The 13,625-nt window shown below is 59.9% G+C and carries 15 protein-coding genes; 9 read left to right on the top strand and 6 right to left on the bottom strand.

Annotation, left to right across the window (positions count from 1 at the left end; translation table 11 throughout):
* Position 1: 1 nt before the first annotated feature.
* Genes GQO94_RS17340 through GQO94_RS17320 form a run of 5 tightly spaced genes read right to left on the bottom strand, consistent with a single transcriptional unit; the run spans position 2 to position 4,477 of the window.
* The gene (locus GQO94_RS17340) at positions 2-1,315 is read right to left on the bottom strand and encodes a copper resistance protein B (protein WP_156842689.1); all 1,314 of its coding nucleotides are present in this window, start codon (positions 1,313-1,315) and stop codon (positions 2-4) included.
* Positions 1,312-3,120 (bottom strand): copper resistance system multicopper oxidase, encoded by a 1,809-nt coding sequence (locus tag GQO94_RS17335; protein ID WP_039388613.1) that lies wholly within the window; start codon positions 3,118-3,120, stop codon positions 1,312-1,314. The genes GQO94_RS17340 and GQO94_RS17335 overlap by 4 nt, the downstream gene beginning before the upstream one ends.
* A 55-nt stretch (positions 3,121-3,175) precedes the next feature.
* A complete protein-coding gene (locus GQO94_RS17330; protein WP_151884812.1) occupies positions 3,176-3,736 on the bottom strand; it encodes an RNA polymerase sigma factor in 561 nt (186 codons plus the stop codon).
* A gap of 6 nt (positions 3,737-3,742) precedes the next feature.
* Positions 3,743-4,177: a Spy/CpxP family protein refolding chaperone gene (locus tag GQO94_RS17325; protein WP_156842688.1), complete on the bottom strand. Its 435-nt coding sequence runs from the start codon at positions 4,175-4,177 to the stop codon at positions 3,743-3,745.
* A gap of 3 nt (positions 4,178-4,180) precedes the next feature.
* The gene (locus GQO94_RS17320) at positions 4,181-4,477 is read right to left on the bottom strand and encodes a hypothetical protein (protein WP_009823994.1); all 297 of its coding nucleotides are present in this window, start codon (positions 4,475-4,477) and stop codon (positions 4,181-4,183) included.
* Between the two features lie 133 nt (positions 4,478-4,610).
* Between GQO94_RS17320 and GQO94_RS17315 the strand changes: the two genes are divergently transcribed.
* The 9 genes from GQO94_RS17315 (at position 4,611) to GQO94_RS17275 (ending at position 11,919) form a co-directional block, all read left to right on the top strand.
* Positions 4,611-5,315 (top strand): class I SAM-dependent methyltransferase, encoded by a 705-nt coding sequence (locus GQO94_RS17315; protein WP_156842687.1) that lies wholly within the window; start codon positions 4,611-4,613, stop codon positions 5,313-5,315.
* Entirely contained in the window at positions 5,312-5,776 is a 465-nt protein-coding gene (locus tag GQO94_RS17310) for a DUF411 domain-containing protein (protein ID WP_156842686.1), read from the top strand. The genes GQO94_RS17315 and GQO94_RS17310 overlap by 4 nt, the downstream gene beginning before the upstream one ends.
* 286 nt (positions 5,777-6,062) lie before the next feature.
* Positions 6,063-7,415: an APC family permease gene (locus tag GQO94_RS17305; RefSeq protein ID WP_009823996.1), complete on the top strand. Its 1,353-nt coding sequence runs from the start codon at positions 6,063-6,065 to the stop codon at positions 7,413-7,415.
* 130 nt (positions 7,416-7,545) lie between these two features.
* On the top strand, positions 7,546-8,277 hold the full coding sequence (locus tag GQO94_RS17300) for a glutaredoxin family protein (RefSeq protein WP_156842710.1): 732 nt from the start codon (positions 7,546-7,548) through the stop codon (positions 8,275-8,277).
* Complete coding sequence (locus tag GQO94_RS17295; protein ID WP_008603934.1) at positions 8,274-8,690, top strand: potassium channel family protein; 417 nt, start codon at positions 8,274-8,276, stop codon at positions 8,688-8,690. The genes GQO94_RS17300 and GQO94_RS17295 overlap by 4 nt, the downstream gene beginning before the upstream one ends.
* A gap of 70 nt (positions 8,691-8,760) precedes the next feature.
* A complete protein-coding gene (locus GQO94_RS17290) occupies positions 8,761-9,225 on the top strand; it encodes a DUF305 domain-containing protein (RefSeq protein WP_008603933.1) in 465 nt (154 codons plus the stop codon).
* Positions 9,222-9,710 (top strand): DUF6692 family protein, encoded by a 489-nt coding sequence (locus GQO94_RS17285; RefSeq protein ID WP_009823998.1) that lies wholly within the window; start codon positions 9,222-9,224, stop codon positions 9,708-9,710. The genes GQO94_RS17290 and GQO94_RS17285 overlap by 4 nt, the downstream gene beginning before the upstream one ends.
* A 108-nt stretch (positions 9,711-9,818) precedes the next feature.
* The gene (locus tag GQO94_RS17280) at positions 9,819-10,523 is read left to right on the top strand and encodes an NAD(P)-dependent oxidoreductase (RefSeq protein WP_119511735.1); all 705 of its coding nucleotides are present in this window, start codon (positions 9,819-9,821) and stop codon (positions 10,521-10,523) included.
* A 43-nt stretch (positions 10,524-10,566) separates the two neighbouring features.
* Complete coding sequence (locus GQO94_RS17275) at positions 10,567-11,919, top strand: MBL fold metallo-hydrolase (RefSeq protein ID WP_156842685.1); 1,353 nt, start codon at positions 10,567-10,569, stop codon at positions 11,917-11,919.
* A gap of 688 nt (positions 11,920-12,607) precedes the next feature.
* Here the strand turns inward: GQO94_RS17275 and GQO94_RS17270 are convergent.
* The gene (locus GQO94_RS17270) at positions 12,608-13,009 is read right to left on the bottom strand and encodes a hypothetical protein (protein ID WP_156842684.1); all 402 of its coding nucleotides are present in this window, start codon (positions 13,007-13,009) and stop codon (positions 12,608-12,610) included.
* Positions 13,010-13,625 lie beyond the last annotated feature (616 nt).

Here is a 13,625-nt window from a genome sequence, read left to right as displayed (position 1 = left end):
TTCAGAACCAGAATCGCACACCGACGACATAATTGGTGACGCTCGGATCCTCTCCGGCGGCCCGCGCAAAATCCGCGCTGTCGCCGATGCGCCATTCCTGCGAAACGCCGACATAGGGTGCGAATTCGCGCGCGAACTCGTAGCGTAGACGCAGGCCCGCCTCGATCCGATCAAGACCGGCACCGATGCCCAGCTCGGGAATGTCCTGCGCAGAAAGCGCGAGTTCGGCTCTGGGCTGGAGGATCAACCGCTGCGTGATGCGCTGGTCGAGTTCGCCCTCGATCCGCGCGGTCACATCGCCCTTGGTGGACACGAAGGCCGCAGCATCGACCTCGAAACGGTACGGCATGAGGCCCTGTATGCCGATAACCGCGTGCGTGCGCTCCGGACCGGTGAGGTCCTGGCGAACACCCGCCTGGAAATCGAAGAAGGGCGCAATGGCGCGGCTCCAGAGCGCCTGAACCTCGGCACCTTCTATGGGTTCGCCGAAGCTGCCCTCCCCCTCTGACTTGAACCAGAATTTGTCGATGTCGCCGCCATAATAGCCCTGGATGTCCCACAGATATCCATCCTTCCCCTCGCGGGCGCGGTATTCGAGCCGATCGCCCTGAAACCAGAAGCGCATTCCTCCGTCGGTCTCGCGGACAAGCTCGCGGCGCGCTTCGTTCATGGCTTCCTCGCCCCAGATGGCGACCGCCGCGCGCGCGGGGCCGCTCCCGGCTTCTGGAGGAGGCGGCAGCAGCGGGATATCATCGTCCGCGCCCATCTGCATCGCCGAATGGTCCATGCCCTGCATGTCCTGCGAAGGCGTCTCCCCATGGCTCATCTGGCTGTGATCCATCTGCCCATGGTCCATCGACGAACTGGCTTCCGCCTGTCCCATCTCGCCGTGATTCATCTGCGAATGATCCATCGCGCCTTCGGCAGGCTTGCCCTGCGGCATAGAGCCGTGATCCATTCCGTCATGACTTTCGGGCGATGCCTGTGGACGGGCAGCGTCCATCGGCATTGTCATGCCAGAATGACCGTCCCGAGCGGTCATCGAACCATGATCCATGGTTGAATGATCCATCTCGGAGCGGTCCATGGCGGCTTCAGGCTGAGCAGCCGGTTCGCATGCTCCATCTGCTACGGGATGCCCCATTGCGCGATGGCGCTCGGCTTCTAGTTCGCACTTCGTCTTCGCGTCAGACTGCGCCTCGACACTCTGCTGCGGTTCCGTCGGCGAATGACCGGCATGCTGTGCCGCCGCGGGGGAGGCGAGAACTGAGCCGGCTGCGACCGATGCGAGCAGGCTGGCAATACGAATTTTCATGCTTCGCTCCCGTCGGGATTGGCGACCGTGACGATCTGAAACATCCCGGCATGCATGTGGTAGAGAAGGTGACAGTGGAAGGCCCAGTCGCCCGGCTCGTCCGCCGTCAGGTCGAACTGCGCGCTGCCACCCGGCTGCAGGATTACCGTGTGCTTGAGCGGTTGACGATCGGCCGGCGCGCCATTGACCAGCTCGAAGAAATGACCGTGCAAGTGAATGGGGTGCGCCATCATCGTGTCGTTGACGAGCTTCACGCGCACGCGCTCGTTATAGGCGAAACGGATCGGCTCGTCTGAGACGGCGGAGAACTTCTTGCCGTCGAACGACCACATGTAGCGCTCCATATTGCCGGTCAGATGAATTTCCATTCGCCGGGACGGCGTGCGGCCCTCGCGGTGCGGCGTCAGAGCGCGCAGCTTGCGATAGTCGAGCGTACGATGCGGCACATCGGCGAGACCGATGCCGGGATCGCCCATGCGGTCGACCGGGTTCATCGAGACCATGTCGAGACCGGGCCCGACCTTCACATCGGGCGGCAGAAGCGACGTGTCGCGCATCTGCATCCCCGACATGCCGGCCATGCCTGCCATCTCGGATTGGCCGGACGAACCATGATCCATCCCCGCCATGTCGCCGCCACTTCCGTGGTCCATGCCCGACATGCCGGCATCGCCAGACGAGCCGTGGTCCATGCCGCTCATGCCCATGTCGGCCATGGTCAGAAGCGGCGGATCGCGCAGCGGCGGAATGGCGGCGCGAGCGCCGGGTGCGCTCGCGAGTGTGGCAATACCCATGCCCGAGCGGTCCATCGACTCCGCGACCAGCGTGTAGGCTTGTTGCGCGCCCGGCGTCACGACGACGTCGTATGTCTCGGCCACACCGATCTGGAACTCGTCGACCTCCACCGGCTCGACGTTCTGCCCGTCCGCCTGAACGATGGTCATCGGCAGGCCGGGAATGCGAATATTGAAGAAGGTCATGGCGCCGGCATTGATGAAGCGCAGCCGCACGCGTTCGCCCGGGCGGAAGAGGTATTCCAGATTGTCGAGCGGGCCATGGCCGTTCAGAAGATAGGTATAAGCCGCGCTCGACACGTCGAGGATGTCCGTCGGCATCATGCGCATTTTCGCCCACATCCGGCGATCCTCGCCCGAAAGCGGGTAATCGTCGGTCCAGGTATTCTGGTTGTAGTTGAAGTAGCCTTCGCCCTTCTTGAGCTTGTCGAAAATCGTGTGGGGCGACATTTCGCTGAATTCGCTCAGCACCACGATATATTCGCGGTCGGCCTGGACCGGATCGGGTCCGGCGGGGTCGACCACGATCGCGCCGTAATGCCCGGCCTGTTCCTGCAGGCCGCTATGCGAGTGCCACCAGTAGGTACCCGACTGGCGAACCGGAAATTCGGCGGTGAAGGTCTCTCCCGGTTTGACGCCGGGAAAGCTCACGCCAGGCACTCCATCGAGCTGAAACGGCACGAGCAGACCGTGCCAGTGGATCGAGGTATCTTCCTCGAGCTGGTTATGGACATTGAGCCGGACGGTCGTGCCTTCCTGCAATCGCAACAGCGGACCGGGGATCGTGCCATTGACGGCGATCGCGCCGCCGCGCCTGTTGCCGGTCGCGAAGGCCGATCGGGCAACGGTGAGGTCGATATTGGGACCGGATACCTCGTCCAGCCCCTTGCGGGCGTTACCTGCGAGGATGTCCGCGCCCCGTGCCCAGGCAGGCATCGCCCCGGCAAGGCCGAGCAGACCCATTCCTCCTGCTCCGGCTCCGAGAAACTTGCGTCGATTGACGGCGATCATAAAGGGCTCCTGACTTGGCGTTTACCGTTACTTACGCGCGCGCCCAGCCAACCCCTCAAAGTTTTTCGAAGCGCTCCTTCAGCCTGTTGCGCGCGCGATATACGCGGGTTTCGATGGCCTTTTCGGTCGTTCCGAGAAGATCGGCCGCCTCGGCCTGGCTACGCCCCTCGATGGTCACGAGCACAAGCGCTTCGCGCAGCCTTACAGGCATTCGCGCGATCTCGGCCTGAACGAGATTGAGCTCTTCCCTGGAAACGGCCAACGCTTCAGGACCAGGCAAATCGTCGGCGATGGAATGGAGTTCGTCATCACCCGACAGTCCGAAAAAGCCCGCGACCTTGCGCCTGCGCAAACGGTCCCGGCAGCGGTTGAGGACGACGGTTGTCAGATAGGGTCCGATCGGCTTGTCCGGATCAAGCCGATGGCGCGTCAGCCACACCGAAGCGAGGCTGTCCTGAACAACGTCCTCGGCCTGAGAAGGAGAGGAAAGCATGCGTGTCCCGAGCGCGAGAAGCCGACCAGTTTCATGCTCGACGAGTTGGCTGAAAGCCCGCTTGTTTCCAGCCCTCGCCTGCGAAACAAGGGCCTCATCCGGATTGTCGCCCGCCCCCGACATGGCGCTTCAGTCGCGAGGGTCGCGGGTCAAGGCGTCGGAGACCTTGCGGTCGAACTGGCGTTGCTGCTCGGGTTCGAGAATTTCACGCATGTCGAAGACATGCCGTACCGTTGCTTTCTGCAGATCGCCCATACGCGCATGCACCTCGTCGATCGCGGCCGAAACCTCGGGACCGTACTCGTGCTCATTTTCCATCGCCTGGGCGAGCCGGGCATTGGCTGCGCGCGCCGATCCTTCGAGCCGTGCCCTTTCGAAAGCGAAACGAGCCTCGAGCGCATCGAGACGCTGCTCCTGGTCGGCCGTCAGGGTGAGTTCGTCGTGCACGAAATCGTGGAGGCCGGAGCCAGCCTCGTGATTGGCCCAGCGGTCCGCGGCAATCGCGCCGAGGCATCCTGCAAGTGCTGCGAGAAGCACCGCGAGAACGATATGCGTCGTCTTCAAACCCTATTGCTCCACATGGAGGAGCGCCGATGGGGACAGCTGTTCGCCGAGGATAAGACTCTCGCCAAATGACGCGGAAGACGTGCCATAGCCGCCGGGCCAACCGCTCGTTCCGGCGCCAGCTCCAAGCCCGACGACGAACAGACCGACGAACAGAGCCGTCCGGCGGCGTCGGTCGGCGATTTCGCCAAGCTGTCCGGCGCGCTGCCAAACGCCATCCATGAAGTCGGCGGGGACCTCGCTGGTGCCGGTGGCGGAAAGGGTTCCGAGCACCGCATCAAGAGAGTGATTGTCACGCATCCGAAAAACTCCTGGGGGTTGCACGTGTCCTATACGCGCTCGCCTGCACAATCCCTTAAACTTCTTTTTTTGAGGGAATGTCCACCACCATACGTAATCGAGACGGGTCTGTCAGAATCGGGTCGAAGCCGGGATGAATGGGAACCAGCTCGTGAACAATATCACCGCACCTGAAGATCACGGCGAATTTACGCCTCTTCTTGGCAAGAGCTTTCTGACGCCCCTTTACGACCGGGCGATCGGTCTGTTCACCCGCGAACATCTCTGGCGACAAAGGATTGTCGAAGAGCTGCACCTTGTCCCCGGCGACCGGGTGATCGATGTTGGCAGCGGAACCGGCACTCTTCTCAAGGCCTTGATGACGGATTGTCCGGAAGCGGGTCTGATCGGTGTCGAACCCGACCCGGAGGCGCTCGCGCTTGCGCGGCGCAAGTTTGGCGCGGGAGCCGATCTCGTGAAATGGCACAATGGCTTTCTCGAAAGCCTCGAGCTACCCGCAGGGTGGCAGCCGAACAAGATCGTCAGCAGCCTCGTCCTGCACCAGGTCCCCTTGCGCAAGAAGCAGACAATCCTGGAAACCATCGAAAGCTTGCTCGTGCCAGGCGGAACCGTGTTGATCTCCGATTATATGAAGCAGGATAGCCCACTCATGCGGAGCCTCTTCCGGGCGACCGTCCAGTCTCTTGACGGCATAAGCGACACGCAGCCCAGCGCCGACGGCGAAGTCGAAAAACTGTTCGCCGAAATCTTCACCGAGCCATGCCTGCTCCAACGGTTCCCGACGGCAACCGGGACGATCTCGCTATGGCGCGGATACAAGAAAGGAATTGCACAATGAATTTGAAAAAGCCTTCGCTGCTCCGGCGATCGATTAGCGGCGCGGCCTTGCTCGTGCTGGCAGCCTGTTCGAACGTGGCTCAGGCAGCGACCTATACGATGTTCCGGGATCCAGGATGTGGGTGCTGTCTCAACTGGGCAGGCCATGTCGAAGACGGGATGAACACGAAGGTGGCATCGGTCGACAGCAACGACATGGCGGCGATCAAGACCGCGCGGGGCGTACCCCATGAGTTATGGTCATGCCATACGATGGAGGTCGATGGATACATCATCGAAGGTCACGTGCCTGCAGAAGCCGTCGCCAAGCTTTTGCGCGAACGGCCCGCCGGCGTTGCCGGCCTCGCGGTTCCGGGAATGCCTCTGGGATCGCCCGGCATGGAGGCCGGAAACCGGATCCAGCCTTACGACGTCATCGCCTTTGGCCCAACCGGACAGAGCGTCTTCGCGTCCTTTCCGTAAGGGGGTGAAGCCACTCCATGCGTCGGCATGAAAGGTTGCAGGCGATGAGGACTAATTGCGGGAAGCGACACAGAAGCCTGTCGAACTTCTCGCCGGGTCCGGGCTGGCTGCCCCCACAGTCCCGGACCCTTCCAATTTGTATGATTGCAGCACGCACGAAATAGGAGAAATGCGATAGTCAAAAGCTCGGTCAGAAATGCTGGATCTTTTTAAGGGGTGAACCTCTGCCCAACGTACTGCTTGTCGTGATGCTTCTCGGACGGGATGACATAGACAGGGGAAAGACTTGCAGACAGATGGCGACGATCAACATAGCGAGAATGCGGGCTCGATAACGTTGCTGGGCGGTGTCGCGATGGGGACCGGCGTCATGATTGGCGCAGGTATCTTCGCACTGACCGGCCAGATTGCCGAACTGGCTGGACCGTTATTTCCGCTTTCTTTCATAGTCGGCGCGCTGGTTACCTCGCTTGCCGCCTACAGCTACATCAAGATGTCGAACCGCTGGCCCTCCTCTGGCGGCATCGCGATGATCCTTCAGAAGGCTTACGGACCGGGCGTCGTTGCAGCATCGGCATCGCTCCTGATGGCGCTGTCGATGGTCATCAACGAAAGCCTGGTCGCTCGGACCTTCGCGACCTATGCCTTGCGGCCCTTTGGGCTCGAAAGCAGCGGCATTCTGGTCTCCGTCGCGGCACTGGCCCTCATCGTTTTCGCCTATTTCGTGAATGCTGCCGGCAACAAATCGGTCAGCGGGTTTTCGCTCATTATGTCGGCAATCAAGATCGGCGGCATCGCCCTGTTCGCAATTGCGGCGATCTGGGCCACCGGATTTTCAGGCGGTGCCTTCGCAGAGCCGGTCGCGCTTTCGGGCCTCGACGCGTTGCTCGCTTCGGTCGCTTTCTCGATCCTCGCTTTCAAGGGTTTCACCACCATCACCAACAGCGGCGGCGAAATCATCGATCCGCATCGGAATGTCGGCAGAACCATTATCATTTCGATCGCAGTATGCGTGGTCGTCTACCTTCTCGTCGCGGTGGCGGTCGGCGCCAGCCTCAGCACTTCAGAAATAGCCGAGGCGCGCGATTACTCTCTTGCGGCAGCTGCGCGCCCCGCGCTCGGAGAGCTTGGCTTCTATTTCACAGTCGCAATCGCGATCGCAGCCACGACCTCGGGTGTCATCGCCAGTGTTTTCGCCGTTTCGCGAATGCTGACGATGCTGACCGAGATGAAGATGATCCCGCATAGCCATTTCGGCATGAGCGGACCGATCCGCAGTCACATGCTGGTCTATACCGTAGTGATTGCCGGCACGCTCGCGGTCCTGTTCGATCTGTCGCGGATCGCTTCGCTCGGAGCATTTTTCTATCTCGTAATGGACATGCTTGTGCATTGGGGCGTGCTGCGCGGTTTGCGGGAAGAGATCGGTGCGCGTGCCTGGGTGCTATGGTCGGCACTCGTGGCGGACAGCGTAGTCCTGACAGCTTTTGCCTTCGCCAAGCTCAAAACCGACCCTGCGGTCGTCGCCTATGCGGTCGCAGGCATTGCCGCCGTTTTCATCGCCGAATGGTTCTATTTGTCCAGGCGTTCGCAAGCGATGGACTCCGCTTCAGAAAGACCGGCGGAAGAGAGGCGGTGACCCCGTTAGTAGAACACGAGCGCAAAGGCAGCGACCAAAAGCCGACGAGGATCGAGGCGCCAAGTTCGCGGATCAAAAGAAATTCAAGACGGAGCATATCGTGACGACTAAAACTGCCACCGTTTACCGAATGGTCATGCCGGACCACGTTTGTCCGTATGGATTGAAAACGGTCGATTTGCTCAAACGCGAAGGTTTCGAGGTGGACGACCACCATTTGAAAACGCGCGAGGAGACCGATGCGTTCAAAGAGCAGCATGGGGTAGAAACCACCCCCCAAACCTTCATCGGCGGGAAGCGCATCGGAGGTTACGACGATGTCCGTGAGCATGTCGGCAAGAAAAGAACGCAAGCCGGTGATGACGAGACCAGCTACCAGCCCGTCATTGCCATTTTCGGCGTCGCTTTCCTCCTGGGTCTGGCAATTAGCTGGTACGTTTTCGACACGATTTTCACGGTGGAAGCGGTCGAATGGTTTGTCAGCCTATCGATGGCCTTGCTCGCGATCCAGAAGTTGCAGGACGTGCGCAGCTTCTCGACCATGTTCCTCAACTACGATCTGCTGGCGCGACGCTGGGTAGGATATGGATTTCTATATCCGTTCGGTGAGGGTTTGGCTGGAATATTAATGGTCGCGCACGCGCTTCCGATCGTCTCGGTTCCGGTATCGCTGTTCATAGGGACGGTCGGCGCGGTCAGCGTGTTCAAGGCGGTCTACATCGACAAGCGCGAGTTGAAATGCGCTTGCGTCGGCGGAAGCAGCAACGTGCCGCTCGGCTTCGTATCGTTGACCGAGAACCTGTTCATGATCGGTATGGGTCTTTGGATGGGTGCCAAGGCCCTGGGTTGGGTCTCGCTATGATTTGGGCACTGCTTCTCGGTTTCGCGCTGTTCGCGATCTCTCTCTACTTCCACATGTTGATGCTGCGCGGGGCGAAAGCCGTTTCTCCGCCAGGCAAGGACCCACGCCATTTCCGGCTGCTTGCAGGCTCCAGCCTCGTTCTTCTCAGCCATCTGGTCATCGCCGGCATATTCGCGGGCGGAATGTATCTCGCTTCCGTCTGGGGCCTTGGCGGGCTCGAGAAGGACGTCATCAACAGCTGGATGGATTATTACTACTTCGCGCTGATCACGATCTCGACGGTCGGTCTCGGCGATATTCTGCCCGCCGGGCACATGCGCGCCATTTCCGGCATCGCCGCCCTTACCGGGTTCCTGATGATCAGTTGCACCGCCCAATATGTCTATCAAACCATGAGCGAAAAGGAGAATTGATATGGCTGAAGCTAGGCACGATGCACACGAAAAAGGTGGAGGGGGCGGCAACTACTGGCGGTTCATGGCAATGGTATCGACCTCGACCGTGATCATGTTCTTCCTGATGTATGCCAACAGCTTCGACATGGACGACGTTTTCTGGAGCGAGACGCGCTTCTGGATGATGTTCGTCATGGGCGCGATGATGATGGTGGTCATGCTTCTCTTCATGTGGGGCATGTACAAGGACCGGACCAAGAACTTCATCATCTTGGGTGTCGGAGCCGTCGTCTTCGCGCTCGCGCTATGGCTCGTACGCAGCCAGACCACGGTGGACGATACCGAATACATGGCCGCGATGATCCCGCACCACTCGATCGCGATCATGACTAGCGAGAGGGCGAGCCTGAAGGATCCGCGGGTTCGCGAACTCGCGCAGGCCATCATCGTCGCGCAGCGGCGCGAGATCGCCGAGATGAAATATCTCATCCAGGACATCGAGGAAAACGGTCCGCGCACCGAAGAACGCCTGCCCGAGGAGATGCAGCAATGAACAAGATCGCAATCCTGACGCTTGCAGCCCTCCCTCTGGCGGCCTGCAACACCAATACCGCGGTCGGCAATGATCGCGAAGCACAGCTCGATCCCCCGGCAACTGCGGCGCCGATAGAGAGTGCTGCGAGCGCTCTTGCCAACCTCAGCCCGGGCCTCATGCTGCCCGAGACCATGAGCGACGCGGACCTCGCCACGCTGGGAGCCGAGAACACGTGTCAGTTTCGCCTGACTGAGGTCGCGTTTCCGTCGTTCGTCTACGACAACAGCGGTGGCGGCGCGATCAAGATCAACGGCAAGCTGATCCCTGTCACAGCAAGCGCCTCGGGTGAGTATGCGAATGGTGAGCTTCGTATCCGCACGCGCCTTCTCGATGACGAAGGAGACGCGGGCCTGCAGATGCAGGAACTCATCGTCGCCGGACCTCGGATGAAGGACGAGTTCGGGTTCTGGGGGTACACGACCTGCGGCAACAGCGAGGCGTGAACACGAGCGAGCGGGCGCCAGCGTGCGTCGGTGCCCGCTCTATGATCATGTTCGGCCCGGCACGCGCGGCCGAATTTATAATGAGGTGCTACAGTGGAAGCTGAGCCTGTGAGCGATGCAGCCCCCCTTGCGGTCTTCGGTGCCGGAGGAAAGACCGGCACGGAAATACTGCGCCATGCGGTTCACAAGGGCATCGAAGTTCGAGCGTTCGAGCACACCTTGCCCGAACCATCGGACCGGGTCGACAACGTCGAGTACCTCCAGTGCGATGTACTCAATGACGACTTCAGCAGCGAGCTCGAAGGTTGCCGTGCTGTTATTTCCGCACTCGGTATAGGATTTAGCCCATCCACGGCGATCGATCCGCCTCCGCTTTACACGGAGGGAACCCGCAGGCTTGTGGAAGCGATGTCGGCGACCGGCATTTCCCGGATCGTCGTGATATCGGCGGCGTTCGTAGAGCCGCAGCCCAGCGTTCCTGCATGGTTCGAGCTCACAGCAAGACCAGCCTTGCACAATATTCTCGAACAGATGCGCGCCATGGAAGATCTTCTGGAGCGCGCGAAAGGCCTGAAATGGACGGCTGCGCGACCGGGCTGGCTCCTCGACGAACCCTATACGGGTGAAGCCGTCATTACCGACGAGCGCCTTGCCCAAGATTGCTTTCGCTGCAGGCACGCCGACCTCGCGGCAGCGATGCTCGAATTCGTCTGCGAGAACACCTGGGTCAACGCTAAACCCGCTATCGCCCGGCCAGAAGAAGACCGCTTCGAGAACGTCTCGGCGCTCAAGGCCGAACTCGGGATCGACTAGATCGATGCGGACTTGCGGAAACATTCCAACAACGAGGTAAGATATGCTGCTTGAGAAGATAAAGACCCCCGGCCTTTCGCACCTTTCCTATCTGATCGGTTCGCAGGGCAAGGCAGCGGTCATCGATCCGCGCCGCGACTGCGAGATATATCTCGAGCGAGCCCGCGCCGAAGGGCTGGAGATCACGCATATCTTCGAAACGCACAGGAATGAGGATCTCATTACGGGATCGCCGGTACTGGCCAAAATGACCGGTGCCCGCGTTCTGCACGGTCCAAACCCTGCGGATGAGGTTGTGTTCGCCGACACCGCGCGAGAGGGCGACGTTTTCGAGATCGGTAAGATCAGGGTCGAAGTGCTCGAAACCCCCGGTCACACCGACGATCATCTCGCCTTCGTCTTTCACGACGACGATTATCCCGAAGGACCGGTCGGCGTGTTCACCGGCGATGCGCTCTTCGTGGGCGACGTCGGCCGAACCGATTTCTATCCCGAGCGCGCGCGGGAGGTCGCGGGCCTCCTGTACGATTCATTGCAAAAGATTTGCGCTCTGGGTGACCAGACAATCATATACCCGGCGCACGGTGCCGGATCGGTTTGCGGGTCCGGAATGGCAGACCGGGAATTCTCGACAATCGGCCATGAGCGGCGCAACAACCCGCGGCTGCGCATTGCTGACCGCGACGAGTTCATCAAGGCGAAGGTAGAAGAGCATCATTACCAGCCACCTTATTTTCGGCTAATGGAGCGGCTCAATCTCGAAGGCGCCAATGCCGCGCCGCGAGTCATGCGGCCAAGGCTTCTGGGGCTGGAAGACCTCGGCGAGAGCGGCGCCGATCATCTGGTCGATGTACGCGAGCCGCTCGCCTATGCCGCCGGTCATATGCAGGGTGCCGTGTGCCTTCCAGTGGGAATGATACCCGCCTTTGCCGGGTGGTTCATCAGCGAAGGCGACACGATAGCCCTAATCGCTTCCGAAGAAGACGAGCTCGCTCAAGCTATGGCGCATTTGGTGCGCATTGGTCTCGATAATATTGTCGGCGGCTATGTCGGCGTGATCCCAGCCGCCGCACAGGGCAAAGCGATGCAAAGTATTGCCATGATCGACACCGAGGAAGTCGCACGCAGGCTCGCTGAGGACAGCGAAGATTGGACCTTGCTCGACGTGCGCGCCCTTGACGAACGGCAGCAAGGCAGCATCGATGAATCCGAACATGTCTATGTCGGCGAGCTCAACACCCGCTGGAAAGAGCTCGATCGCGACCGTCATTACACTTTGATGTGCGCCAGCGGCATGAGGGCGAGCGTAGCAGCGGGCTGGCTCGCAAGCCAAGGCTTCAAACACCTCGACGTCTATCTGGGCTCCATGGGCGCATGGACAAACGCGCAGGGCTAAAAAGCTGGAAAACCTCGAAAATGGCCAACCCGCGATCCCTTCAGGGCCGTGCGCGAAAGCTGTTTGGCCTACCGGAAGACACGCTGGTCTATCCTGCGCTTGATTGTGCAGGGGGGCGCGTCTCGACGATCATACAGGCAGGCAAACGCAACCCCCGCTTGAATGGCGATGTCTCACTTTTTCGAATTTCAGCAGATCAGGGCCGTGCTGGACCTGCCCTACCTTGAAAAAATCGACGTGGCCGTGCCTACCAATCTGAAATGCGGAAATTGCTCTGAAGATGCTGTCGAGCGACTGCACGAGCTCGGCGGGAAATCACCGCAGGGATAGGTTGGATTGCCTTGGCCACCGCGGAGCCATGTGCGGGCTATTGCGCGCTATCCGCATTCCCAATCATTTGAACGAACCGGGGAGGCTATCATCAGAACCACATCGGGATGACAATCGAATTGGAGTCCTTCGGGATTGGGGAGCTTTTTTGAACCTGTCGCAATTAAGACCGCTTTTTTTCGCTCGATTCCGAAAATGCTTACCCTCGAACATTGCCAAGGCGCATTTGTCTGTAGGACGTTGCGCGCAGAAGATCGTCTGAACCCTCATTGTCCGGTCGCGCTTTATAGATCCCCGCAAAGTTTCGCTATCGCAGTAAAAGGAGCCAATCCGAGTGTCGTTCTCTCAGAACCTCGGATTACATAAATGCTTTCATGAGAGTTGGCTCGAAATAGCCCCAGGCGGCCGCGATGAAGCTCATCACGGTTGCAACCAGGAGCAAAATTATCTGACGGTTCTTGAGCCATTTAACTGCGGCCCGGGAGTGGCAATGACTCGTGTGCCGATGTTTGCGCAGAACAATGAGCCAACTAGCCGCCACCGCAATCATCGAAAATGCGGTCATTGGCCAATGGAGCGAACCCAGAGGCGCCAAAACACTGCTCAGGCTCGCACTCAGCCCGGCGGCAACCAGCACCATCGGTAGAATGCAGCAAGAGCAAGCTGCCAAAACAGCAGCCGAACTGCTTATGACGCTCACAACGGTCGTCTTGCCGTCGTGCAAAGGTAGTGGTTCGACAGCATGAGTCGGTTCGGCCATCAAGCGACTAGCAACCACGAACGGCCCTTACCCATATGAAGTCTTCAAATAGGTCTGCCATAGTACTCGTTCGAACAGAGGCTTCACACGCGAGGGTTCATTGTATTTCGCCGATGTGGCATAGCCCTCCACCAATTGAAGGTCGAGGTCAATTGCGTCACACTGACAGCTCCTCAACCCCGTCACGCAGCTGAGGTGTCCAAGCTCGGCGGACGCCGCAGTCCTTTGACCAACATAGCCGCGCTCAACAGCTATTGTACCTGAAAGACGGAACCCCGCGCCAGGGTTGGGTGAAGCGCGGGGTTCCTGAACGGCCCCGGGACACCTGCGATCCGCAGGGTTCAGGGGGAGGTGGGGCCGCCATTCGATTAACGAGGAGAAAACCGATCGGGACCGGATTTGGTTTTACCGTACACCTAATCGCTTACGCTTCTTGCCAATCTATATATCGAACAGATAGATCCACTCGCAGGTGTGGCGACGCGCTCAAATTCTAGGCTTCGTGGACAAAGCTTGACGGGGGACTCGGTCGCTGATTCAAGGCTGGCTTTTGGAGGCGGCCTTGGGCGAGCGGATCGGCGTTACAGACGAGGAATGGGGAGTGATCGGGCCGCTG

The organism is Novosphingobium aquimarinum, assembly GCF_009746585.1.
GTDB lineage: Bacteria > Pseudomonadota > Alphaproteobacteria > Sphingomonadales > Sphingomonadaceae > Novosphingobium > Novosphingobium aquimarinum.
This window is presented reverse-complemented; position numbering and strand designations above follow the sequence as displayed.

Excerpts from the sequence above, each read along its gene's own strand:
- GQO94_RS17310 (WP_156842686.1), top strand. The coding sequence starts at position 5,312 with ATGAATTTGAAAAAGCCTTCGCTGCTCCGGCGATCGATTAGCGGCGCG.
- GQO94_RS17340 (WP_156842689.1), bottom strand. The coding sequence starts at position 1,315 with ATGAAAATTCGTATTGCCAGCCTGCTCGCATCGGTCGCAGCCGGCTCA.
- GQO94_RS17300 (WP_156842710.1), top strand. The coding sequence starts at position 7,546 with ATGGTCATGCCGGACCACGTTTGTCCGTATGGATTGAAAACGGTCGAT.
- GQO94_RS17270 (WP_156842684.1), bottom strand. The coding sequence starts at position 13,009 with ATGGCCGAACCGACTCATGCTGTCGAACCACTACCTTTGCACGACGGC.
- GQO94_RS17295 (WP_008603934.1), top strand. The coding sequence starts at position 8,274 with ATGATTTGGGCACTGCTTCTCGGTTTCGCGCTGTTCGCGATCTCTCTC.
- GQO94_RS17335 (WP_039388613.1), bottom strand. The coding sequence starts at position 3,120 with ATGATCGCCGTCAATCGACGCAAGTTTCTCGGAGCCGGAGCAGGAGGA.
- GQO94_RS17275 (WP_156842685.1), top strand. The coding sequence starts at position 10,567 with ATGCTGCTTGAGAAGATAAAGACCCCCGGCCTTTCGCACCTTTCCTAT.
- GQO94_RS17320 (WP_009823994.1), bottom strand. The coding sequence starts at position 4,477 with ATGCGTGACAATCACTCTCTTGATGCGGTGCTCGGAACCCTTTCCGCC.
- GQO94_RS17330 (WP_151884812.1), bottom strand. The coding sequence starts at position 3,736 with ATGTCGGGGGCGGGCGACAATCCGGATGAGGCCCTTGTTTCGCAGGCG.
- GQO94_RS17315 (WP_156842687.1), top strand. The coding sequence starts at position 4,611 with ATGAATGGGAACCAGCTCGTGAACAATATCACCGCACCTGAAGATCAC.
- GQO94_RS17285 (WP_009823998.1), top strand. The coding sequence starts at position 9,222 with ATGAACAAGATCGCAATCCTGACGCTTGCAGCCCTCCCTCTGGCGGCC.
- GQO94_RS17290 (WP_008603933.1), top strand. The coding sequence starts at position 8,761 with ATGGTATCGACCTCGACCGTGATCATGTTCTTCCTGATGTATGCCAAC.